The sequence below is a fragment of the Nocardioides sp. Z30_9 genome, from assembly GCF_058215735.1.
Genome location: NZ_JBZAJF010000002.1, coordinates 1280677 through 1302502 on the forward strand (window position 1 = coordinate 1280677; position 21826 = coordinate 1302502).

Consider the following 21826-nt stretch of genomic DNA (forward strand, 5'->3'; position numbering starts at 1 on the left):
TGAACCGAGCCGGTCGGGGATAGGTTGACCGCACAGCCGTCTACGTGTGAGGAGCAGTCATGGGGGAGTTCGTCCGTCTCGAGGTCGCCGACGGGGTCGGCACCATCCGGTTGGACCGCCCGAAGATGAACGCGCTCGACGCCCAGATGCAGGAGGAGATCCGCGCGGCCGCCGCCGAGGCGACCGAGCGCGACGACGTCAAGGCGGTCGTGATCTACGGCGGCGAGCGCGTCTTCGCGGCCGGGGCCGACGTCAAGGAGATGGCCGCGATGTCGCACACCGACATGGTCAAGCGCTCCCACGGCCTCACCAGCTCCTTCACCGCCGTCGCCCGGATCCCCAAGCCCGTCGTGGCCGCGGTCACCGGCTACGCCCTCGGCGGTGGGTGCGAGCTGGCGCTGTGCGCCGACATCCGGATCGCTGCCGACAACGCGACGCTGGGCCAGCCGGAGATCCTGCTGGGGATCATCCCGGGAGCCGGCGGAACCCAGCGGCTGAGCCGGCTCGTCGGGCCCAGCCGGGCCAAGGACATCATCTTCACCGGCCGCTTCGTGAAGGCCGACGAGGCGCTGCGGATCGGTCTCGTGGACAAGGTCGTGCCGGCCGAACAGGTCTACGACGAGGCGGTGGCCTGGGCCGCGCAGTTCACCAAGGCGGCGACGTACGCCGTCCGCGCGGCCAAGGAATCGATCGACCTGGGGCTCGAGGTCGACCTCGACACGGGCCTGGAGATCGAGCGCCAGCAGTTCGCCGCCCTGTTCGCTACGCAAGACCGCAGCGCAGGAATGGACTCCTTCGTCCACAATGGGCCCGGCAAGGCCCAGTTCGAGGGTCGCTGACCGCCTCATCCGATCTCGCTGACCACCAGGAGCGCCCCGTGTCGCCGAAAGCAAGCACCGACGAATCCGAGGGAACCCGCAAGGACCGGTTCTCTGCTTCCCAGGCGGCGGTCCGGTCCCGTGCGGCCCGCGTCGTACGCATCGTGTTCGCGGCGCTGGCGACCATCCTCGCCCTCGGTGCGGTGCTCGTGGTGCTGCGCAACAACATCAACGAGCAGAACACGATCGTCGAGTTCATCACCAGCGTGGCCGACGCGGTCTCTGGTCCGTTCAGCCGTGACGAGGGCATCTTCGACTTCACCGGCAAGAACGCCGAGGCGAAGAACGCGCTGCTGAACTGGGGCATCGCTGCGGTCGTCTACCTGGTGATCGGCCGGGTGCTCGCGAACGTGATCGCGCCCAAGAGTTCGCGCTAGACCTTCCGGCTAACGTTCCCCGGGCAGTCGCATCACTGTGACTGACCCCACCCGGTGCACCTGTGCCCAGGTAGGCAACTCGGCGGTAACCTCAACCGAGGCCGCCGGCAAAGCATGCAGCTTCTCCGCGAGAAACCTCATCCGTCTCTAGTTCAGGAGGGGCCCACTTCGGGCCGTGTGAGTCATGAACATTGTCATCTGTGTGAAGTACGTTCCCGACGCAACCGCCGATCGGCACTTCGAGTCCGACAACACCGTGGACCGGGTCGGTGTCGACGGTCTGCTCTCCGAGCTCGACGAGTACGCCGTCGAGCAGGCCCTGCAGCTCAAGGAGAAGAACGAGGACTCCACGGTGACCGCGCTCACCGTCGGTCCCGAGGGCGCCTCCGACGCGATCAAGAAGGCGCTGCAGATGGGTGCCGACAAGGGCGTCCACGTGGTCGACGACGCGATCGCCGGCTCGGACTACCTCGGCACCTCCGCGGTGCTGGCCGGCGCGATCCGCAAGCTCGGCGAGGAGGCTGAGGTCGACCTGATCGTCTGCGGAATGGCCTCGACCGACGCGACCGGCAGCGTGATCCCGGCGATGCTGGCCGAGCGCCTCGACCTCCCGCAGGTCACGCTCGGCTCGGTGATCGAGAGCCAGGGCAAGGAGTTCCGGATCAAGCGTGACGGCGACACCTCCACCGAGGTCATCGGCGCCACCGCACCGCTCGTGCTGTCGGTGACCGACCAGTCCGGCGAGGCCCGCTACCCCTCCTTCAAGGGCATCATGGCCGCGAAGAAGAAGCCGCTGGAGACCTGGTCGCTGGCCGACATCGGCGTCGACGCGGGCGAGGTCGGCCTCGACGCCGCCTGGACCCAGGTCGAGGACACCGAGGAGCGTCCGCCGCGCACCGCGGGCGAGGTCGTCGCCGACGAGGACGGGTCGGGCGCCAAGGCGCTCGTCGAGTTCCTCGCGTCCAAGAAGTTCATCTGACCCCCCTTCTGCGCAGCTGAGTCTTTCGGAGGAATCGAAGAAATGTCTGAAGTTCTGGTACTCGTCGACCATGTCGGCGGCAAGGTCCGCAAGCCCACCCTCGAGCTGCTCACCATCGCCAAGCGGCTCGGTGAGCCCTCCGCGGTGTTCATCGGTGCGGCTGACGCCGCAGACGGTGTCGTGGAGTCGGTGAAGAAGTACGGCGCCGAGAAGGTCTACGTCGTCGACGACGCGCAGATCAAGGGCTACCTCGTGGCCCCCAAGGCCGAGGCGCTGCAGCAGCTCGCCGAGAAGACGAGCCCGGCGGCGATCCTGATCCCGTCGAACTCCGAGGGCAAGGAGATCGCCGGCCGCCTCGCGATCAAGCTCGGCTCCGGTGTGATCACCGACGCCGTCGACGTGCAGGAGGGCCCGGTGACCACGCAGTCGGTCTTCGCCGGCAGCTACACCGTCAAGTCCAAGATCACCCACGGCACCCCGATCATCACGGTCAAGCCCAACTCCGCGGCTCCCGAGGAGTCCGAGGGTGCCGGCGCCAAGGAGGAGTTCGCAGCGACGATCTCCGACTCGGCGAAGAAGGCCAAGATCGTGGCCTCCCAGCCCCGCGCCGCATCGGGTCGCCCCGAGCTCACCGAGGCCGCGATCGTGGTCGCCGGTGGTCGTGGCACGGGCGGCAACTTCGACGAGGTCGACAACTTCGCCGACTCGCTCGGTGCCGCTGTCGGCGCCTCGCGTGCGGCCGTCGACTCCGGCTGGAAGCCGCACGCCTTCCAGATCGGCCAGACCGGCAAGGTCGTCTCGCCCCAGCTCTACATCGCGGCCGGCATCTCCGGTGCCATCCAGCACCGCGCGGGGATGCAGACCTCCAAGACCATCGTCGCGGTGAACAAGGACGAGGAGGCGCCGATCTTCGAGCTCGTCGACTTCGGCGTCGTGGGTGACCTGCACACGGTGCTGCCCACCGCCACCGAGGACATCACCAAGCGCAAGGGCTGATCCGGTCCCAGTGCGGTCGTGAGACCGTTCAGCACCACCAGGCAGCCGGTCAGGTACGCCGGGGCGTTCGTCGCCCTGGCGGTCCTGGCCGGCTGCCTGTTGCTTTCCCGAGGCAGCTGAACCGTTTCGAGACGAGGAAACGGGGAAGTGAATCCCAATCGAGGCGTAACTCACAGATACACCGGACGTTACAGGCGATGTGACCCACCACACTTCGCGCCCCGAGGACCGGACGCGGCTGTTCCGCGCCGCGCTCGCCGCCACTGTCCTCGCCCTGGTGGCGGTGCTGGCACCGGTGCACGGACAGACGGCGGCGACCGGGGCGACTGCGGCGACCGGGGCGAGCTGGGCGCCGGGGCCCGAGCGCTACGACATCGTCACCACCGAGAACATCCCGATCACGATGCGCGACGGTCGCGTGCTGCGCGCCCGGGTGCTGGCGCCGGCGGAGCCCGGGACGAGTACCCCGGCTAAGGGGCCGTTCCCGGTCATCCTGGTCCAGACGCCGTACGGCAAGAAGGTCCAGGACCCGGCCAGCCCCTACCTGATCAAGCGCGGCTACATCTTCGCCGTGGTCGACGTCGCCGGCACGGGCGGCAGCCAGGGGCAGTCGCAGCTCTTCGGCGAGGTGGAGGCGCGCGACGGCGCCGAGCTGGTGCGCTGGGCCGCGAAGCTCCCGAACAGCACCGGCAAGGTGGGTGCCACCGGAGGGTCCTACCTCGGGATCGACCAGATGTTCACCGCCGCGGAGGTGGGCCCGAACTCCCCGCTCAAGGCGATCTTCCCGATCGCCACCGCGGCCGACCCGTTCCGTGACCTGTTCTCCAGCGGTGGCCTGGTCAACATGGAGTCCAGCCTGGGGCTGATCGCGCTGTACTTCGGCCTGCGCACGCTCACCCCGCTGGCGGAGCGGACCGACAACCCCCTCGAGGCTGCGCTGCTCTCCGTCGAGCACGCGATGGCCGGCATCCCGTTCGAGCTCCAGACCGGCCTCGACGCAGTGCTCCAGCAGGGACGCGTCTACGACAGCGCCTACTGGCAGGCGCGGGCCCCGCAGCGGGTGCTCCCGCAGATCGTGAGGAACGGCGTCGCGGTGCACCTCGTCGGCGGCCTCTTCGACGTCTTCCAGCGAGGGGAGCCGCTGCTCTACAGCGGCCTCCAGAACGCCTGGGCCGGTCGCTCGGTGACGGCCCCGATGCTCCGCGACCAGCCGGTCTCGCCGCGCTTCCAGCTGATGTTCGGGCCCTGGGACCACGGCAACCAGGGCGAGGGCCAGGACCTGGACCGGGTGCAGCTGGCCTGGTTCGACCAGTGGCTCAAGGGCAAGGACACCGGGATCCTGGACACGAGGAAGCCGATGCAGGTCATCGAGCCCGGCGGCGCGAGCTACCGCCGAGCCTCCTACCCGAGCGAGGCCGGTACGACGAGACGACTGCACCTCCAGCCGGGAAGGAAGCTGGCCGCGGCGAAGCCGACGGCCGCGACCGGCTCCTCGACGATCGCCTACACCGGGCTCTCGCTGGGCTGCAGCACCTCGCTGAACCAGTGGGGAGCAGGTGCGCTCCGGGAGCTGTACAAGGCCTGCAAGCCCATCCCCGACACGGCCTTCGACAAGCCCGGTGAGGTCAGCTACACCACCGGCCCGCTGGCGAAGCCGCTGCGACTGGCCGGCCCCGCGGGCCTGGCCCTGGAGCTGACCTCGACCCGCCCCGACACGATGCTCTCGGTCGACCTCCAGGACGTGGCACCCGACGGCACCTCGCTGGAGATCAGCAGCGGCGACCTCCTCGGCTCGCAGCGCACGGTCGTGAAGGAGCAGAGCTGGCCCGGGCTCCCGGGTGGCTGGATCCTGCCGCACCGCGCCTACACCAAGGAGTCCGCGCGGCCCGTCCCCGTGGGGCCGGCGGTGCGCCACGACGTGGAGATCCGCCCGGTCTTCCACACCGTCCCCGCGGGCCACGAGCTGCGGATCCTGGTCAAGACCGGGGACACGCCGCACCTGCTGCCGCCGCCCATGCTGCAAGGCAACCTGCTCGGCGGGATCTACCGGATCCAGCACAACGCGACCACCCCGTCGTTCCTGGACCTGGTCGTCGAGCCGTGAGCACGATGAGCGCGGGTCTGCGCACGCGGTCCCGCGCGGGAGTGGTCACCACCGGCTCGATGATGGTGCTCGCCGTGGAGGGGGTGAAGGCGGCGGCGACCGACATCGTGGGGCGCCGGTTCTCGTGGAGCGAGTGCCTCTTCCAGGCGTGGTTCATGACCCGGGTCTCGCTGCTGCCCACGATCCTGGTCGCGATCCCCTTCGGCGTGATCGTCTCGGTGCAGGTGGGCGGGGTCGCCGCGCAGATCGGCGCCTCCTCCTTCTCCGGAGCGGTCAACGGGGTCGGCGTACTCCGTCAGGGAGCGCCGCTGGTGACCTCGCTGATGATCGCCGGGGCGGTCGGCTCCGCCCTGTGCGCTGACCTCGGCGCCCGGACCATCCGTGAGGAGGTCGACGCCCTCCGCTCGATGGGCCTGAACCCGGTCAACCGGCTGGTGGCCCCGCGCATCGTCGCCGCCGTGGGGGTGGCGCTGCTGCTCAACGTGGTCGTCGCGGTGACCGCGATCGGCACCGGCTACGCGCTCAACGTGGGCGGCGGGAACGTCAGCTCGGGGACCTACCTCAGCTCCTTCGTCGCGTTCTCGGCACCCACCGACCTGCTGCTCGCCGAGCTCAAGGCCGCGGTGTTCGGGTTCCTCGCCACGATCGTCGCCGCGCACAAGGGGCTGGGGGCGACAGGTGGGCCACGAGGTGTGGCCGAGGCGGTCAACCAGTCGGTCGTGCTCAGCTTCATCGTGCTGGCCGTCGTGAACGTGGCGATGACCCAGGCCTACGTGATGCTCGTGCCCCAGCGGATCGCGTAGGCGACGGCGATGGCACAGCGGAGCATGCAGCGGGTGGCCACGGACACCCTGGTCACTGCGGGTGACGTCGTCACCTTCGCCCTGCGCACCCTGGGCTCGGTGCGCTACACGATGCGCCACTACCGCGCCGAGGTGCTGCGCCAGCTGGCCGACATCAGCTGGGGCTCGGGTGCGATCGTCGTCGGCGGCGGCACCATCGGCGTGATGGTGCTGCTCGCGGTCTCCGCGGGCACCTCGCTGGGCATCGAGGGGTTCTCCGGCCTCGAGCTCGTCGGCCTCGCCCCGCTGACCGGGTTCGTCTCCGCCTCGGTCAACACCCGGGAGCTGGCACCGCTGGTCGCCGCCCTGGCGCTGGCCGCCCAGGTCGGCTGCCGGTTCACCGCCCAGATCGGGTCGATGCGCACCCACGAGGAGATCGACGCGCTCGAGGTGATGGCGGTCCACCCGCTGCGGTTCCTGGTCACCACCCGCGTGCTCGCCGCCATGTTCGCGATCCTCCCGCTCTACCTGATCGGGCTGATCGGCTCCTGGATCGCCTCGATGCTGGCGGTCACCGTGCTCTTCGACCAGTCGCCGGGCACCTACCAGCACTACTTCGACACGTTCATCTCCGGGCGGGACGTGGCCTACTCGGTGGTCAAGATCCTGGTGTTCGCGCTGCTGGTGACCGTGATCCACTGCTGGTACGGCTTCCGCGCCTCCGGCGGTCCCCAGGGCGTGGGGGAGGCCACCGGCCGGGCGATCCGCGCGTCCATCGTGATCGTGGTCCTGGTCGACATGCTGCTGACCCTCGTCTTCTGGGGCAACGACCCCGGCTTCCGGATCTCGGGCTGATCCGATGAGCCTCCTCGACCTCCTGCGCTCCCGCGAACGCGAGCCCTCCCGGTCCACGCTGGCCGCGCGCGGCACCGTCTTCCTGACCGCCCTGGCCATGCTGGTCGGTGGACTGGTGCTGCTTGGCCGCGGCACCTTCACCGACCGCCTGGACGCCACCGTGCTGGTGGACACCGCCGGTGGGGCGCTGGTCCCCGGCAGCGACGTGAAGTACAAGGGGGTGCTGGTCGGCAAGGTGGCGAGCCTGGAGCGCGCCGACGGCGACCTGGGGGCAGCCTCCACGGTGGCGGTCGCGCTGCGCCTGACCCCGAGCGTGGCCAAGGAGGTGCCGGGCGACGTACACGCCAGGATCCTGCCCGCGAGCGTGTTCGGGACCTCGTTCGTCGACCTGGTCTCGCGCGGCGGGAGGACTGGTGCCGGGGCCGGCTCGCTCCGGGCCGGTCAGCGCATCCCGCAGGACACCAGCAAGCAGACCCTCGAGCTCCAGACCGTCCTCGACGGCCTGGACCGGGTGGTGGGCGCGCTGGGTCCGGCACGGCTCGCGAGCACCCTGCAGGGCCTCGCGGGAGCCCTCGACGGGAACGGGGAGCGGCTCGGTCGGAGCATCGTGGTCCTGGAGCGCTACCTGTCCCGGCTGAACCCGCAGATGCCGTTGGTACGCCGCAACCTCGAGCTGCTCGCGACCAACCTGGAGGCGTTCGCGCGCTACGCACCCGACCTGTTCGACGCCACCGACAACGCGCTCGTGGCGGCCCGCACCCTGGTCGACCGCGAGGCCGACTTCAAGAACCTGGTCCGCAGCGGCTCGCGCACCTTCTCCAAGACCTCCGGCGTGCTCAGCGCCAACGAGAAGGGTCTGGTCGACGTGCTGGTGCGCAGTGCGGTGGTCGTGGACGCGCTCTACGACGGACGGGTGCAGCTCGTCGACGGGGTGGTCTCGGTGATCGGGCTCGCAGACGGGTTCAACCTGGCGCTCAAGCAGGGGCGCTACCTGCAGATCGACGGCAACCTGCAGCTCCAGGAAGATCCCGGGTACGGGTCCGCGGACTGTCCCCGGTTCGGCTCCCACCGCGGACGGGGGTGCTGAGCGTGGTCGGGATGCGCCCCACCCTGGTGAAGTTCACGGTGTTCGCGGTCGTCTCCGGGCTGCTGTTCGTGGGGCTGCTGCGGATGATGACCAACGCCCCCGGCGGGGACGTGACCGAGTGGTCGGCCCGGTTCGAGGCGGTCAGCGGACTGCGCCCGGGCGACGACGTACGCGTGGCCGGCGTCAAGGTCGGGCGGGTCGACTCGATCGAGGTGGTCGAGAACACCCGGGCCCGGGTGCGCTTCTCGATCCGGGCGGACCAGGTCGTCCACGAGCGGACCCAGCTGACGCTGCGCTACCAGAACCTGCTGGGCCAGCGGTACCTCGCGCTGAGCGCACCCGCCGAGGGCAAGCGCGGCCGGGTGCTGCCCGCGGGCTCGGACATCGCGCTGGCCAACACCAGCCCCGGCTTCGACCTCACCGCGCTGCTCAACGGCTTCGAGCCGTTGTTCGCGGTGCTCGAGCCCGCCGAGGTCAACGAGCTCGCCAGGAACATGATCGCGGTGCTGCAGGGGGAGTCCGGCACCGTGGAGTCGCTGCTGCGCAACACCGCCGACGCCACGAAGTACCTCGCCGGGCGGGACGAGATCTTCGGCGAGGTGCTGGCCAACCTGACCCCCGTGCTGCAGAACCTCGACGACCAGTCCTCCGAGCTCGACGCCACCGTCGTCCAGCTGCGCAAGCTGATGACCGGGCTGGCGGGGGAGCGCAAGACCTTCGCGAACTCCATCGACCACCTCGGCGAGCTCGTGGAGAGCACCACCTCGCTGCTCGACGAGCTGCGCCCCGGGCTGAAGCGCGACGTCCGGGCGCTGAAGGACACCACGGCCCTGCTCGCCCGGGAGCAGCCGCGCCTGGAGAAGGCGCTGGAGCGGCTGCCCCTCATGTTCAGCTCGCTCGCCCGGACGATGTCCTACGGCGGCTTCCTCAACGTCTACCTGTGCAACCTCGGCGTCGCCGTGGCGGGCCAGAAGGTCTGGGTCGGCGAGTCCGGCCCCTACACCGGAGCGTGCGCATGAAGCTGCTGGCCGAACGGGATCGCTTCAGCGTGGGGCTCGTCGGCCTCGCCGTGGTCGCCCTGGCCGGGGTGCTGGTGCTGGCGATGGCCCGGCTCTCACCCGGCTCGGACAGCTACACCGCCGTCCTCGAGCACACCGGCGGGCTGCGGGTCGGGGAGGAGGTCCAGGTGGCCGGCGTCGGCGTTGGCGAGGTCAAGGCGATCGAGCTCGGGAAGAACCAGGTCCGGGTGCGGTTCATCCTCGACAAGGCGATCGACCTCGGTTCGCGCACCGAGGCCGAGGTCAAGGTGGCGACCCTGCTCGGCACCCACTTCCTGATGGTCACGCCCCGCGGCTCCGGCGACCTGCGCGAGCACACGATCCCCCTGGCCCGCACCCGCGTCCCGTTCAACCTGCAGGACGTCATCGACCAGGGCGTGCCGGAGATGGGGGAGCTCGACACGGTGACGATCGAGAGGTCGCTGGGTCAGCTCGCCACCACCCTGGAGGCCTCCGGCGGAGAGCTCGGGCCCGCGCTCGACGGCGTCCGTCAGCTCTCCACCGTGATCGCCGACAGGTCCGGCCAGCTCGGCGAGCTGCTGGTGGCGGCCCGCCGGGTGACCCGACAGCTCAGCGACAGCGGCAGCGACCTGATCCCGCTGATGAGGCAGGCGGACCTCCTGCTGGACACGCTGCGCGCCCGGCGCGCGACCATCCACGCGCTGCTGCGCGACCTCGCCGAGCTCGGCGACCAGCTCCGCGGGGTGATCGAGGACACCAAGGCCGACATCGGCCCCACGCTGCGGGACCTCGACAAGGTGATCGCCCTGCTCCAGAAGCAGGAGAAGAACGTCGGGCGGACGGTCAAGTCGCTGGCCGTCTCCGCGCGCTACTTCGCGAACGCTGCCGGCACCGGGCCGTGGCTGGACCAGTACATCCCCGGGGCGACCCCGGACAACCTGGAGTGCGTGCTGAAGGGAGACTGCCGATGACCCGCCCCCGCTGCAGGCCCCTGGCGCTGGTCCTGGCCCTCGCGCTGCTCCTGGCCACCGGCGGCTGCGCGCCGATGCGCGGAGGCACGCTCGAGGTGGTCGCCGAGTTCGACGACTCCGCCGGCCTGTTCGTGGGCAACGACGTGGGCGTGCTCGGCGTACCCGTCGGCGAGGTCACCGACATCACGCCGAAGGGCAAGGTCGTCGAGGTCCGCCTCGAGCTCCGCGAGGACGTCGACGTCCCGGCGAGCGTGGGCGCCGTCGTGGTGGCCAGGTCGGTGGCCACCGACCGCTACGTCGAGCTGACCCCCGCCTTCGCCCCCGGCAAGCGCCTCGCGTCCGGAGCGCGGATCCCGGTCACCCGGACCCGGACGCCCGTCGAGTTCGACGAGGTGCTGGCGTCGCTGCGGGACTTCAGCACCGGCATCGCGGGCGAGAACGGGAACGCCGAGGCCCTGCAGGGGCTGCTGTCCGCGGGGGCCGAGGCGCTCCAGGGACGCGGAGCCGACGCCAACGCGACCGTCAAGGAGCTCTCCGCCGCCGCCAAGGCCCTGTCGGGTCATCGCGGGGAGCTCGTGGGCACCATCGACGGGCTCGACGACCTCACCGCGCTCGTGGCGAAGAACCGGGGCGTCGTGGACGAGTTCATCACCAGCGTGAGCGACGCGACCGACCTGTTCGCCGACGAGCGAAACAACTTCGGCCGCTCGCTGCTGTCGCTGAGCCGGGCGCTGCGGTCCCTGGCCACCTTCGTCAAGACCCACCGGGTCCAGCTGAAGGGCTCGCTCAAGGGGCTCACGAAGGTGACCACGAGCCTGCTCGAGCACCAGAAGGAGCTCGCCGAGGCCGTCGAGGTCTCCCCGCTCACGTTCCGCAACATCGGCGATGCGATCGGCGACAACGACCGGCTGCAAGTCAAGATGCCGGTCGAGCACCTCTCGCCGGCGCAGGAGGTCACGGGCGAGGTCTGCGGAGCCCTGCCGTTCGTGTGTGCCGAGCTCGGCACCGACCCGGACGTCGGTGACCTGTTCGGCGGCCTGCTCGGCGCCGTGCTGGGAGGGACGGGGCGATGAGGCGCACAGGGACGTGGGCGGTCACGCTGGTCGCGGTGCTCGCGGGCGCGCTGCTGACCGGCGGCTGCGGGGTCGGCGCCAGCGTGCGCCCCTCGGTGGTGGGGTCGGACCAGTGGAGGTTGAGCGCCGTCTTCGACGACGCGCTCAACCTCCCGGACGGGGCACCGGTGAAGCTCGGCGGAGTGGTCGTCGGCAAGGTGCTGCGGGTCAGTCCGGAGGACTACCGGGCCCGGGTGGACATGGCGATCGACGACACCACCAGGCTCCGTGAGGGCAGCGCCTTCCGGCTGCGCTACACCACCGCGCTGGGCGAGATGTACGTCGACGTGCTCGCCGCCGAGAAGGGCGCACCCCTGGCCGAGAACGCGCTCGTCGAGGGGCCCGCCGCGACCACCTCGGCCACCGTGGAGGACACGCTCGCCTCGGCCTCGCTGCTGATCAACGGGGGCAGCCTCGGCCAGGTGCAGACGATCGTCTCCGAGCTGAACACCGCGCTCGGTGGGCGCGTGGGGGTGACCAAGGGGCTGCTGTCGGAGACCGACGAGTTCCTGCGGCAGGCGCTGCGCAGCACCCGGGAGATCGACCGCGTGCTGGTCGCGCTGAACCGCGCCTCCAAGACCCTGGACCGGCGTGAGGTGACGCTGAACAAGGCGCTGGAGCAGCTGCGCCCGGCAGCCCGCGCCCTGACCGAGAACACCGACGACCTCGCCCGGCTGCTGCGGCACAGCGACCGGCTGGCGCTGGTCTCCAACCGGCTGGTCAATCGGACCCGTGCGGACCTCACCCTGGTGGTCCGGGAGCTGGGGCCCGTGCTCGAGGAGGTGCTCGGTGCGCAGGGAGAGATCGTGCCGGGACTCGACATCATCAACGACTTCGCGCTGCGCATCGACGACCGCTCCCCGACCGACTACCTCAACCTGAAGTTCCTGCTGCACGTGGACAGCGTCCTGGGCGGGAACGGTGGCGGTGCCGTCGAACCCGGCGAGCCGGGCGGCGTCCTCCCCGGTCTGCCCGCCGTGCCCGGTCTGCCCGCCGTCCCCGGCCTGCCGCAGCTTCCCGGGCTCCCGCAGCTGCCCGCGCTGCCGGGCCTCGGCGGGACGCTCGCCCCGGCGGGAGGCACCCGATGAGGCGCTACCTGAACCGCTCCCTGATGAGCGTGGTGGGACTCTCCACGGTGCTTGTCGTGGGCACGGCGTACCTGCTCGGCGTCGTGCTCGACGTCCCGCTCACCCGCCGGCCGGACAGCGTCACCGTCCAGCTGCCCCGCACCGGCGGGCTCTTCGACGGCTCGCCCGTCAGCTACCGCGGCGTCCGGGTGGGCACCGTGACCCACGTGGGCCTCGCGGACGGGCGCGCCGTGGCCACCGTCTCGCTGCGTGAGGACACCCGGGTCCCGCGCACCGCACGGGCCACCGTGCGCAGCCTCTCGCCGGTGGGGGAGCAGTTCCTGGACTTCCAGCCGGACGCTGCGAAGGGCCCGTACCTCGCCGACGGCGACGTCGTGAAGGCCACCGCGGACGACCTGCCGGTCTCGCTGGCGCAGGCAGCCGACGGCCTGGACAACGTGCTCTCGCACGTGGACGAGAAGGACCTGCGGGTGGTGCTGGACGAGCTCACCCTGGCCACCGGCGGCATCGACGGCGAGCTCGACTCCCTGCTCGACTCGACCGAGAAGCTGACCACCACCCTCGATGAGGCGTGGCCGCAGACGGCCCGGCTGCTGCGCAACGGGAGGATCACCGGGGAGGTCCTGGCCGGCCACCGCGACAAGCTCGCCCAGTTCTCCGGCTCCGCCAAGCTGTTCACCGACTGGCTGGCGGACTTCGATCCCGAGTTCCGGCGCATCCTGGCCACGGCGCCCGCTGACCTCGACACGATGGCGCTGCTCGCCGAGGACCTCGAGGAGGTCCTGCCCGGCACCCTCGCCGCCCTGGGGCGGCTGACCGGGCTGCTGGCCGACAGGGACCCGCACGTGCGTGAGCTCACCACGAGCCTGGACTACGGCGCGTCCCGGTTCTCCTCGGCCTTCAACGACGGCTGGCTCGACGTGGACCTCCTGCTCCAGGGCGAGCGCCAGTGCTCCTACGGCACCCCGCGTCGCGACCCCACCTCCACCGACCGGCAGCCCCTGAACACCGAGGGGCACTGCCGCCCCGGGGGCGGGCACTGGCGCGGCGCGCAGCACACGCCACCCCCCTTGAACCGCTGACCGTGCACCACCACACCTCGAGGAGACCCATGTTGCAGCGCAGGACCCGCACGCTGGCGGACAAGGACGTGTTCATCACCGGAGCCGCCAGCGGCATCGGCCGGGCCACGGCGCAGCTGGCCGCCCAGCAGGGAGCGAGGGTCCACCTGACCGACGTCCAGGCCGACCTGGTCGAGCAGACCGCGACGGAGATCCGCGAGGCCGGTGGGAAGGTCGGCCTCGTCCAGGCCGCGGACATCTCCGACTACGAGGCGGTGCGTGCCCTGGCGGCCCGGCTCACCGCGGAGCACGGCGCGATGGACGTGGTGATGAACATCGCCGGGATCTCCACGTGGGGGACCGTGCAGTCGCTGGAGCACCGGCAGTGGCAGCGGCTGGTGGACATCAACCTGATGGGCCCGATCCACGTGATCGAGACGCTGGTGCCGCGGATGATCGAGGCGGGTCACGGCGGACACGTGGTCAACGTGTCCTCGGCGGCGGGGATCATCGGGATGCCGTGGCACGCGGCGTACAGCGCCAGCAAGTTCGGCCTGCGCGGCGTCTCCGAGGTGCTCCGCTTCGACCTGCGGCGGCACCGCATCGGGGTCAGCCTGGTCTGCCCCGGCGCGGTCGCCACCCCGCTGACCGAGACCGTCGACATCGCCGGGGTGGACAAGGGCGGCAAGGCGTTCCTGCGGCTGCAGAAGCACTTCCGCGACTCGGCGGCTACCCCGGAGGAGGCCGCGGCCGCCATCCTCGAAGGCGTACGCCGCAACCGGTACTGGGTCTACACCTCGCGCGACATCTGGCTCATCCACGCGGTGCAGCGGCACCTGCCCCGCGTCTACGCATTGCTGATGCGCGGGATGAACTACGGCGCCAACAAGGCGCTTCCCGCCGTCCAGGCCGCCCGGCGCGAGGAGGCCGCATGAGCACCGCGCGACTGACGCCCGGGAGGCGCCGCGACGTCGGGATCGTGACCTGGCTGTTCGCGGGTGCCGCCGGCCGCGTCACCGGCACCGAGCCGCCGGCGATCTTCCTGACCTTGGGGCGCAACAAAGGGCTGTTCTGGGGGTGGCTGCACTTCGCCGGACGGTTGATGCCCGGCGGCAGGCTGCCCCGGCGCGAGAGCGAGCTGGTCATCCTGCGGGTCGCCACCCTGGCGCGCAGCGACTACGAGCTCGCCCACCACCGTCGCCTGGGCCGGCGGGCCGGGTTGAGCGAGGCCGAGATCGACCGGGTGACCGAGGGGCCCGAGGACCCTGGCTGGTCCGCACGCGAGCGGCTGCTGCTGACCGCGACCGACGAGCTGCACCGCGAGCGCGACCTGGGTGACCGCACCTGGGCCGCGCTGTGCGCCGAGCTCGACGAGCGGGCGCGGCTGGAGTTCCTGCTGCTGGTGGGGCACTACGAGATGCTGGCGACGACCCTGCACACACTGCGCGTGCAACCGGACAAACCTCGCGGCTGAGGCCACACTGTGCTGCATGTCGGCACCCGTGACCCGCAGCCTCGCGCCTCGCCCCTGGACCCCCGCCCTCGTCGAGGAGCGGGTGAGCGCGGTCAGCTCCGCGGTCGCGGGTCTGGACCCGGCCGCGACGTACGCCGAGATCGAGCGCCTCGTCGGTGAGAACCACCGGATCCACGACCGCGACTGCCTGAACCTCAACCCGGCCACGAACGTGATGAACCCGCACGCCGAGGCACTCCTCTCGCGGGGCCTGGGGTCGCGGGCGAGCCTGGGCTACCCGAGCGACAAGTACGAGACCGGCCTCGAGGCGATCGAGCAGATCGAGGTGATCGCGGCCGAGCTCAGCGCCCGGGTCTTCGGCGCGAGGTTCGCCGAGGTGCGCGTGGGGTCGGGCGCGCTGGCCAACCTGTACGCGTTCATGGCCACCTGCTCCCCGGGCGACTCGATCATCTCCCCGCCGGCCGAGATCGGCGGCCACGTGACCCACCACGGTCCCGGCGCCGCCGGTCTCTACGGACTGCGCAGCATCCCGGCCGAGGTGCACCCGGGCAGCTACACCGTCGACCTCGACGCCCTCGCCGCCACCGCCCGGGCCGAGAAGCCCCGGCTGATCACCATCGGCGGCAGCCTGAACCTCCTCCCGCACCCGGTCGCCGCCATCCGCGAGATCGCCGACGAGGTGGGCGCGAAGGTGCTCTTCGACGCCGCCCACCTGTGCGGGGTGATCGCCGGCGGTGCCTGGCCCAACCCGCTGCGCGAGGGTGCGCACCTGATGACGATGAGCACCTACAAGAGCCTCGGCGGCCCGGCCGGGGGACTGGTCGTCACCGACGACGAGGAGCTGGCCCGCCGCCTGGACGCGATCGCCTACCCCGGCCTGACCGCGAACTCCGACGCGGGCCGGATCGCCGCGCTGGCCGTCACCATGAACGACTGGGTGGCCGCCGGCCCCGGCTACGCGACGGCGATGGTGGCCAACGCGACGCGGCTGGCCGGGGAGCTCGAGCTGCTCGACGTGCCGGTGTTCGCCACCGAGCGGGGCCGGACCGAGTCGCACCAGTTCGCGGTGCTGGCTGCGGCGTACGGCGGCGGGCAGAACGCCTCGCGCCGGCTCCGGCGAGCCAGCCTGCTCACCTGCGGCATCGGTCTCCCGACGGCGGCCGTGCCCGGGGACACCAACGGACTGCGGATCGGGACGCCCGAGCTCACCCGCCTCGGGATGGGCGAGGACCAGATGCCCACGCTGGCGGGCTTCCTCGCCCGCGGACTACGTGAGGACGACCCCGAGGCCGTGGGCGCCGAGGTCACCGAGTGGCGCTCGGCCTACACCGAGGTGCACTTCACGGCTCAGTCACCTGGGCAGTCACCGCTGCCGTAGCCACCCGCAGCGGTGCGCGAGCGCGACCGCCTGCAGCTGGGAGGTGACGCCGAGCTTGGTCAGGACCGCCCGCACCTGGGAGCGCACCGTCGCCTCGGAGACGTACGCCGCCTCCGCGATCGTGGTGACGCAGTGCCCCTCGGCGAGCGCCCGGAGGACCTCGTCCTCGCGAGTGGACAGCCGCTCGAAGGGGGCCACCGCCTCGTTGTGGCAGGCACGCCGGGCGCGTGTCTCCTCGACCAGGTCCCTGCGCCGCGTGGGGTCCAGCACCTGCCGGCCCCTGGCCGCGGCGACCACGGTGTCGAGGAGCACGGTGAACGTCGCTGCCTTGTCCAGCACCCCCACGGCGCCGTTCTCGATGGCGCGGCCGATCTGGTCGGGGTCCACGGACCCGGAGACGACGAGCACACGGGCGCCGGAGCGCACCAGTGGCGCGACTAGCAGCGAGCCGTCTCCCAGCGCACCCCCGAGGTCCAGGTCGAGCAGCACGAGATCGGCAGCGGTCTCGGCCACGGTCCGGAGCAGGCCGTCGCGGTCCTGCAGCGGCGCCACCGAGCAGGAGAGCCCCTCCATCTCCAGGGCCACGGCCAGCGACTGCGTCAGGAGCTGGTGGTCGTCGACGAGCACCACGTGTGGCCGGTGGTCCGGCGCCAGCTCTCGCGTCTCGGTGCTGGCGAGGCTCATCGGGTGCCGACCGGGGTCAGGGGGGTCAGGGCGGCGGCCGCCGCGACGGTGGAGCGGGTGCGTTGGGCCGGGACGTGCGCCGTGGGGCGCGTGCCCTGCGGTGCCGGTGCGGAGGGGAGCAGCACCTCGAAGCCGGCTCCCGAGCCGGTGGCGGCGAGCACGAGGTCTCCGCCCTGGTCGCGCATCAGCTCGCGTGCGTGGTGCAGGCCCAGGCCCGAGCCGGGGCTGCCGGAGGAGTGGTAGCCGCGCTCGAAGAGCCGTGCCGGGTCGGCCGTCCCCAGCCCGGGACCGTCGTCGGAGCAGGCGATCACCACCCCGGACGACGTGGCGCGGACCCGCATCGTCACCGCGCTGCCCGGTGCGTGGGTCTGGGCGTTCACCAGCAGCGTCTTGAGCACCGCGACCAGGTCCTGAGCGCGCCCGTGCCCCGTCGCGGGGTCACCGTGCACGGTGACCAGGGTGCCGAGCGGTCGTGCCGCCGCGGAGACCGCCCGCACGACCTCGGTGACGTCGAAGGTCTCGCACGGCTCGGTGGACGAGCGCGTGAGCAGGTGCTCGATGTGGCCGACCTCCTGGAGCGCGGCCACCCGCAGGCTGGCGGTGACCGCGGGATCCACCCGGCCGTCGTACCGCTCCAGGATCTCCATCGCGGCGCGCAGGCCCAGGCAGGCGCTGCGGGCGTCGTGGGCGAGCTGCTCGCGCCACCGGGCGAGCTCGGTGGTCTCCTCGGCCTCGGTGGTGAGGGCCTCCCCGAAGGCGGTCACGGCGAGCACGGTCGCCGCCGCTGCCACCGCGGCGCAGACGAGTACGCCGGTCAGCGTCCAGCCGGTCGTGCGACCGCTGTCGACCATGCTCACCATCTGCGCGAGCCCCATCCCCCACAGAAGAGGGGCGGACTGCCGGGCCCAGTGGTTCCCGTCCAGAGCGGCCCGCGCGCTGAGCAGCACCCAACCCATCGCCACCGTGACGGCCACAGCCCGGGCCAGCGTCGAGCGGTCGAGCCCGGCCCCGGCGGCCAGCACGGCGAGGTCCTCGACCACCGCGACGAGGAGGAGTGCGCCGGTGCCCAGGGTGATGAGCTGGTCACCGAAGCGGCGGGACTGCTCGGGCGTGGGCTCCTCGGTGGGTCGCAGGGCCCGGGCCACCAGCCACATCGCCGTAACGGAGACCACGGCGTGCAGGGCCACGCCGAGCATGAAGGCCTCGTGGTCGGGGGCGATGACGCGTCCGAGGGCCCCCAGAGGCAGGCACATGCACGCCATCAGGACGTGAGCCGCGCCGACGAGCTCGCTGCGGGGGTCACCGGTCACCCTCCAGGTGACCAGTCGCAGCACCCCGGCGGCGAGGAACAGCGCGGCGGCCAGGCAGGCGACCGTGACCACCCAGCTCGCCGTTCCACCGGGAAGCGTCAGGTCCCACGGCGTCCGGAGGTGGCCGGTGACGAGAAGTCCCGGCAGCACGACAGCGATGCCCAGACCGCCGGCGATGACCGGCACCGGGTGTGGCGGCGCCGCTGTCGAAGCGCCTTGGTTTCCCCCCATGGGAGGAGGATGCATGCCGACAGGGCGTCGCGCGAGTGCCGCCGAGGGCCTCCCAACGGCCTGACATGCCGTTTCAGGCGGGCGGAACGTCCTTTTCGACACTGTAGAAGGTTGTTCGTCCCGGTGGACGGTCTAGTCCTCCGGGGCGTCCGCGACGGCTTGTTCGGGCGTTTCCGCCCCCGGCTCGGGCGGCTGTGCTTCCGGGGCGGCCGGGGCTGGGACGACCGGGGCAGCGGGGGCCTGCGGGGCAGGTGTCGGGGTGGGCGTCGGCTTCTGGGCCGTCTCGGGGGCCGGCTCCGGTGCCGGAGGAGAGGTGGGCATGCCTGCCGCGGGGGAGACAGGCATGCCCACGGCCGGGTGGTCGAGGGTGGGGCCGCCGGACAGGTGGTCCTGGCCGGGGCCGCCGATGAGGATGTCGTGCGCGCCGGTGCCGCGGAGCCGGTCGTCGCCGGTGCCGCCGACCAGGCAGTCCCGGCCGCTGCCGGCCTCGATCACGTCGTCGCCACCGAGGCCCATGATGATCTGCGGTCGCGGTCCGCCGTGCAGGACGTCGTCACCGGGGGTGCCCCACAGGATGCGGTCGTAGCTCGCGACCGGCCCGCAGGCTGCGGGCGGGTCGGGCGCCCAGACGCCGGCCCCAACGGTGCTGCGGACCTCGACGTGGTCGGAGTAGGCGGCGTACGTCGAGGGCGAACCGCCGAGCGCGGCGCCGAGGAAGAGGGCGGCCAGGGCGGCTGCGGCCACTCCGGCTGCCCTATGCGTGCGCACGCTCGTCCTCCTCGCGAGTCCGCGTCAGCGACCTTGCCTCGAGGCCAGACAGGGTGCCCGCCTGGTCGATGATCCGGAGCTGCAGTGGTTGCACGTCGTGCAGCCGTTCCAGGGTGACGGCGATCGCCTCTGGTGCCGGTGTGAGCAGGAAGAGGCAGCTGGTCTCGTCCTCGTGCACCACGGCGGCGGACCACAGGGCCGCGATGGCGTCGGGCGAGAGGCCGGTGCGGGAGTCGAGCCGGGCCTTGTCCAGGTGCGCCAGCACCAGGAGCCGGTTGACCGCGATGTCGCCGGAACGAGCCGTGTCGGGCGTGCCCTGCGCCTTGCGGTCGCGAAGGCCCGCACCCAGCTGGCTCAGCGCGTACCCGCCGAGGAGCAGCATCGCGACCAGGGTGATGCCGCCCTTGCCGTGCAGGGCGTCGCGGATGGCGCCGAGGTAGGGGACGTGGAACCAGACCCGGCCGCGAATCTGGTCGGCGGTTACGGGATCGAGGTCCGCCCCGCGGTTGGCGTCGCCCTTCAGGACGAACGAGGTCGGCGTCGTGGCGGTGTCGACCTTCATGATCCGGTGCGTGATGTATCCCGGCTTGCCGGGCTCGGCCTGGTAGGTGACCACGTTGCCGACCCGGAGCGTCCCGGTGTCGACCGGACGGATCACCACGACCGAGCCGACCGGGATCTCCGGGGTCATGCTGCCGGTGAGCACGGTCAGGGCGCTTCCGTGGGTGGCCCGGGGCAGCACCACCACGACCACCAGTGCGCCGACCACCAGCAGCGCGAAGGCGAGCAGGACCAGGCGGGTCACCCAGCGAGCCAGCAGCTGTGCTGCCTGCCTCGCCGTGCGGGGGGTGGTGTCCCGTGCCATGGTCCTGCTCGCTCTCGTGTCCGGTTCGGTGCGGTCAGGTGGGGCCGGTCTTGGGCTGGCCCCACCTGGGTCGCGCTAGGCGATCGGGGTCCTCGGCGTGCCGTTCGGCGCCTGCTCGAGGTCGAACCTGGTGAGGAACGAGGCGGCGTCGCCCTGCGAGGCGTTGTCCACCGAGGTGGCGAGGTTCAGCGTCATCGACACGCACAGGCCCTGGCCGGGAGCCAGGTAGGAGCGGTTGGCGCCGCCCTTGTCGGAGAGGTCGCCGGTGAGCTCATACGGGGCGGTCTTGCTCGCCCAGAACTTGAGCGAGCCGTTGTGGCTGGCCGTGACCTGCTTGCCACCGGGTGCGTATGACTGGGTGCACTGCCCGGGGCTGTTCACCGCGTAGGAGGTCACCTGCAGGAGCGCGTCCTCGACGAACTGGCCGTCCCCGTTGGTGTCCGCGCAGTTCTTGTCGGCGAGGACCTCCGCGTTGCCGTTGCAGCCGTCCTCGATGCCGTCGAGGTCCTTCAGGCTCATGAACAACCTGCCGCTGGGCGTCGAGTCGCCGGCGTTGCTGGCGACGTACACGTTGCGCTGGGTCGCGATCTGGCCGGGAGCCATCTTGACCTCGTCGAACTTGAAGTCGCTGCTCTTGTTCGGGTCGACGTCGAGCTTCAGGACACCGGCTCCTGCGTTGTTGCCGGCGATCTCGTCGAAGTCGGACCATGCGGCCAGCGTGTTGCCGCCGGCTGCGAGGGCGATGACGGCGACGCCGGCGAGGCTGCCCCGAAGGATCTTCTTGTTCATGGTTTTCTCCCCTGCAGATGCCGCAGTCGCGGCGGTGGTTTGCGAATGCCCACAGCCTCGCTGTCACGCCGGGGCAGCCGCATCACCAGAATTGTTGAAAGCGTTGCCGCCCGGCTTTCCTCAGGATTGGGGATGTGGGGAGGAGACGGCGCTGGCACAGTGTCGGGTCCCTGATCGACCCGAGACGAGGGATGACCTTGCGCCGCCTGCTGGTTCTGACCGCGACCGTGGTTGCCGTGCTGTGCGGCTCCGCTGCGCCTGCTACCGCCGCGGTTCCGGGCCTGCTCGTCGACGTGCCGGGTGACGGCCGGGGCTTCACTCACGAACCGGGTGCTCCGCTCCTGGACGTGGACCGGCTGGTGCCCGGCCTGACGCGGGCGGCCGAGTTGGGTCTACGCAACGACTCGCCCTCCGACGCCCGTGTCGACCTGTCCTCCTTCGGCGTCACGGACGGGGAGAACGGGTGCGTGCGACCGGAGACCCGGGAGCCGGACGAGCGCTGCGAGGCCGACGGAGGGGAGCTCTCCGGGTGGCTGCAGGTCGGGGTCGACCGGCTGGACGAGTCGGGCCCGGTGCCGCTGTGGAGCGGCCCCTTCTCCGCGCTGGACGCGGGGGTGCGGCTGACCGACGAGATGCCCGCCGGGGCCACCTGGTCCCTGCGGATCACGGTCACGCTTCCCGGGGCGGCGACGAACTCGACGATGACCGACACCGTCTCCTTCGGCACCCGTCTGCACGCCCAGTCCGCGCACGGGGGCACCGTCGTCGCCGGTCCGCCGGGCACGGTGGGAGCCGGCGACGCCGGGCCGACCCAGGTCGCCGGCCCGTCCTCCGGCTCGGCCGTCCTGGGGCCGCTGGCCGGGGGCCCGCAGGTGGCGCTGCCGATGACGGGCGCGACCGTGAGCCTGTGGGTCCTGCTGCTCGCGACGGCGCTGGTCGTCCCGGGGGCCGGGCTGGCGTGGCGGTCGAGGAAGCGGCGCGCGGTCGCGGTGCCGGCCGGCCGGCACCGCGCCTGAGG

22 protein-coding genes are annotated in these 21826 nt (G+C 71.7%); 17 read left to right on the forward strand and 5 right to left on the reverse strand.

The window, feature by feature from the left end:
• The first annotated feature begins 59 nt into the window (after positions 1-59).
• The 16 genes from AC4BGB_RS16865 (at position 60) to glyA (ending at position 16161) form a co-directional block, all read left to right on the forward strand.
• Positions 60-839: an enoyl-CoA hydratase/isomerase family protein gene (locus AC4BGB_RS16865; protein ID WP_490548068.1), complete on the forward strand. Its 780-nt coding sequence runs from the start codon at positions 60-62 to the stop codon at positions 837-839.
• A 38-nt stretch (positions 840-877) separates the two neighbouring features.
• Positions 878-1255 (forward strand): hypothetical protein, encoded by a 378-nt coding sequence (locus AC4BGB_RS16870; protein WP_490548069.1) that lies wholly within the window; start codon positions 878-880, stop codon positions 1253-1255.
• A gap of 184 nt (positions 1256-1439) precedes the next feature.
• A complete protein-coding gene (locus AC4BGB_RS16875) occupies positions 1440-2234 on the forward strand; it encodes an electron transfer flavoprotein subunit beta/FixA family protein (protein ID WP_490548070.1) in 795 nt (264 codons plus the stop codon).
• Positions 2235-2276: 42 nt separating this feature from the next.
• Positions 2277-3230 carry an electron transfer flavoprotein subunit alpha/FixB family protein gene (locus AC4BGB_RS16880; protein ID WP_490548071.1) on the forward strand — a complete coding sequence of 318 codons (954 nt, stop codon included), beginning with the start codon at positions 2277-2279 and terminating at the stop codon, positions 3228-3230.
• A gap of 199 nt (positions 3231-3429) precedes the next feature.
• Positions 3430-5334, forward strand: a complete 1905-nt coding sequence (locus tag AC4BGB_RS16885; protein ID WP_490548072.1) for a CocE/NonD family hydrolase — start codon at positions 3430-3432, stop codon at positions 5332-5334.
• Positions 5335-5339: 5 nt separating this feature from the next.
• The gene (locus AC4BGB_RS16890) at positions 5340-6137 is read left to right on the forward strand and encodes an MlaE family ABC transporter permease (RefSeq protein WP_490548460.1); all 798 of its coding nucleotides are present in this window, start codon (positions 5340-5342) and stop codon (positions 6135-6137) included.
• A 9-nt stretch (positions 6138-6146) separates the two neighbouring features.
• Positions 6147-6971: an MlaE family ABC transporter permease gene (locus AC4BGB_RS16895; protein ID WP_490548073.1), complete on the forward strand. Its 825-nt coding sequence runs from the start codon at positions 6147-6149 to the stop codon at positions 6969-6971.
• Between the two features lie 4 nt (positions 6972-6975).
• Positions 6976-8058 (forward strand): MCE family protein, encoded by a 1083-nt coding sequence (locus AC4BGB_RS16900; protein ID WP_490548074.1) that lies wholly within the window; start codon positions 6976-6978, stop codon positions 8056-8058.
• A gap of 11 nt (positions 8059-8069) precedes the next feature.
• Positions 8070-9077, forward strand: a complete 1008-nt coding sequence (locus tag AC4BGB_RS16905) for an MCE family protein (protein ID WP_490548075.1) — start codon at positions 8070-8072, stop codon at positions 9075-9077.
• Entirely contained in the window at positions 9074-10048 is a 975-nt protein-coding gene (locus tag AC4BGB_RS16910; protein WP_490548076.1) for an MCE family protein, read from the forward strand. Before AC4BGB_RS16905 ends, AC4BGB_RS16910 begins: the two co-directional genes overlap by 4 nt.
• Positions 10045-11121 carry an MCE family protein gene (locus tag AC4BGB_RS16915; protein ID WP_490548077.1) on the forward strand — a complete coding sequence of 359 codons (1077 nt, stop codon included), beginning with the start codon at positions 10045-10047 and terminating at the stop codon, positions 11119-11121. Before AC4BGB_RS16910 ends, AC4BGB_RS16915 begins: the two co-directional genes overlap by 4 nt.
• Complete coding sequence (locus tag AC4BGB_RS16920) at positions 11118-12248, forward strand: MlaD family protein (protein WP_490548078.1); 1131 nt, start codon at positions 11118-11120, stop codon at positions 12246-12248. Before AC4BGB_RS16915 ends, AC4BGB_RS16920 begins: the two co-directional genes overlap by 4 nt.
• Complete coding sequence (locus tag AC4BGB_RS16925) at positions 12245-13330, forward strand: MlaD family protein (protein ID WP_490548079.1); 1086 nt, start codon at positions 12245-12247, stop codon at positions 13328-13330. The genes AC4BGB_RS16920 and AC4BGB_RS16925 overlap by 4 nt, the downstream gene beginning before the upstream one ends.
• 29 nt (positions 13331-13359) lie before the next feature.
• Entirely contained in the window at positions 13360-14244 is an 885-nt protein-coding gene (locus tag AC4BGB_RS16930) for an SDR family oxidoreductase (RefSeq protein ID WP_490548081.1), read from the forward strand.
• Positions 14241-14783 carry a carboxymuconolactone decarboxylase family protein gene (locus tag AC4BGB_RS16935; protein WP_490548082.1) on the forward strand — a complete coding sequence of 181 codons (543 nt, stop codon included), beginning with the start codon at positions 14241-14243 and terminating at the stop codon, positions 14781-14783. The genes AC4BGB_RS16930 and AC4BGB_RS16935 overlap by 4 nt, the downstream gene beginning before the upstream one ends.
• A 16-nt stretch (positions 14784-14799) precedes the next feature.
• Entirely contained in the window at positions 14800-16161 is a 1362-nt protein-coding gene (gene glyA, locus AC4BGB_RS16940; protein WP_490548083.1) for a serine hydroxymethyltransferase, read from the forward strand.
• On the opposite strand, the gene AC4BGB_RS16945 is transcribed toward glyA, so the two are convergent.
• From AC4BGB_RS16945 to AC4BGB_RS16965, 5 genes are all read right to left on the reverse strand, one after another.
• Positions 16147-16845 carry a response regulator gene (locus AC4BGB_RS16945; RefSeq protein ID WP_490548084.1) on the reverse strand — a complete coding sequence of 233 codons (699 nt, stop codon included), beginning with the start codon at positions 16843-16845 and terminating at the stop codon, positions 16147-16149. The genes glyA and AC4BGB_RS16945 overlap by 15 nt on opposite strands.
• Positions 16842-18386, reverse strand: coding sequence for a sensor histidine kinase (locus AC4BGB_RS16950; RefSeq protein ID WP_490548085.1), 1545 nt, complete (start codon positions 18384-18386; stop codon positions 16842-16844). Before AC4BGB_RS16950 ends, AC4BGB_RS16945 begins: the two co-directional genes overlap by 4 nt.
• Before the next feature lie 132 nt (positions 18387-18518).
• Positions 18519-19154, reverse strand: a complete 636-nt coding sequence (locus AC4BGB_RS16955; RefSeq protein ID WP_490548086.1) for a calcium-binding protein — start codon at positions 19152-19154, stop codon at positions 18519-18521.
• On the reverse strand, positions 19141-20019 hold the full coding sequence (locus AC4BGB_RS16960; RefSeq protein WP_490548087.1) for a signal peptidase I: 879 nt from the start codon (positions 20017-20019) through the stop codon (positions 19141-19143). The genes AC4BGB_RS16955 and AC4BGB_RS16960 overlap by 14 nt, the downstream gene beginning before the upstream one ends.
• A gap of 75 nt (positions 20020-20094) precedes the next feature.
• Positions 20095-20808, reverse strand: coding sequence for a hypothetical protein (locus AC4BGB_RS16965; protein WP_490548088.1), 714 nt, complete (start codon positions 20806-20808; stop codon positions 20095-20097).
• 191 nt (positions 20809-20999) lie between these two features.
• Between AC4BGB_RS16965 and AC4BGB_RS16970 the strand changes: the two genes are divergently transcribed.
• Positions 21000-21824: a hypothetical protein gene (locus tag AC4BGB_RS16970; protein ID WP_490548089.1), complete on the forward strand. Its 825-nt coding sequence runs from the start codon at positions 21000-21002 to the stop codon at positions 21822-21824.
• Positions 21825-21826 lie beyond the last annotated feature (2 nt).

Excerpts from the sequence above, each read along its gene's own strand:
- AC4BGB_RS16900 (WP_490548074.1), top strand. The coding sequence starts at position 6,976 with ATGAGCCTCCTCGACCTCCTGCGCTCCCGCGAACGCGAGCCCTCCCGG.
- AC4BGB_RS16945 (WP_490548084.1), bottom strand. The coding sequence starts at position 16,845 with ATGAGCCTCGCCAGCACCGAGACGCGAGAGCTGGCGCCGGACCACCGG.
- AC4BGB_RS16920 (WP_490548078.1), top strand. The coding sequence starts at position 11,118 with ATGAGGCGCACAGGGACGTGGGCGGTCACGCTGGTCGCGGTGCTCGCG.
- AC4BGB_RS16890 (WP_490548460.1), top strand. The coding sequence starts at position 5,340 with ATGAGCGCGGGTCTGCGCACGCGGTCCCGCGCGGGAGTGGTCACCACC.
- AC4BGB_RS16935 (WP_490548082.1), top strand. The coding sequence starts at position 14,241 with ATGAGCACCGCGCGACTGACGCCCGGGAGGCGCCGCGACGTCGGGATC.
- AC4BGB_RS16925 (WP_490548079.1), top strand. The coding sequence starts at position 12,245 with ATGAGGCGCTACCTGAACCGCTCCCTGATGAGCGTGGTGGGACTCTCC.
- AC4BGB_RS16905 (WP_490548075.1), top strand. The coding sequence starts at position 8,070 with ATGCGCCCCACCCTGGTGAAGTTCACGGTGTTCGCGGTCGTCTCCGGG.
- glyA (WP_490548083.1), top strand. The coding sequence starts at position 14,800 with ATGTCGGCACCCGTGACCCGCAGCCTCGCGCCTCGCCCCTGGACCCCC.
- AC4BGB_RS16895 (WP_490548073.1), top strand. The coding sequence starts at position 6,147 with ATGGCACAGCGGAGCATGCAGCGGGTGGCCACGGACACCCTGGTCACT.
- AC4BGB_RS16865 (WP_490548068.1), top strand. The coding sequence starts at position 60 with ATGGGGGAGTTCGTCCGTCTCGAGGTCGCCGACGGGGTCGGCACCATC.
- AC4BGB_RS16950 (WP_490548085.1), bottom strand. The coding sequence starts at position 18,386 with ATGGGGGGAAACCAAGGCGCTTCGACAGCGGCGCCGCCACACCCGGTG.
- AC4BGB_RS16960 (WP_490548087.1), bottom strand. The coding sequence starts at position 20,019 with ATGGCACGGGACACCACCCCCCGCACGGCGAGGCAGGCAGCACAGCTG.
- AC4BGB_RS16915 (WP_490548077.1), top strand. The coding sequence starts at position 10,045 with ATGACCCGCCCCCGCTGCAGGCCCCTGGCGCTGGTCCTGGCCCTCGCG.
- AC4BGB_RS16910 (WP_490548076.1), top strand. The coding sequence starts at position 9,074 with ATGAAGCTGCTGGCCGAACGGGATCGCTTCAGCGTGGGGCTCGTCGGC.
- AC4BGB_RS16875 (WP_490548070.1), top strand. The coding sequence starts at position 1,440 with ATGAACATTGTCATCTGTGTGAAGTACGTTCCCGACGCAACCGCCGAT.
- AC4BGB_RS16965 (WP_490548088.1), bottom strand. The coding sequence starts at position 20,808 with ATGAACAAGAAGATCCTTCGGGGCAGCCTCGCCGGCGTCGCCGTCATC.
- AC4BGB_RS16970 (WP_490548089.1), top strand. The coding sequence starts at position 21,000 with ATGACCTTGCGCCGCCTGCTGGTTCTGACCGCGACCGTGGTTGCCGTG.
- AC4BGB_RS16880 (WP_490548071.1), top strand. The coding sequence starts at position 2,277 with ATGTCTGAAGTTCTGGTACTCGTCGACCATGTCGGCGGCAAGGTCCGC.
- AC4BGB_RS16930 (WP_490548081.1), top strand. The coding sequence starts at position 13,360 with ATGTTGCAGCGCAGGACCCGCACGCTGGCGGACAAGGACGTGTTCATC.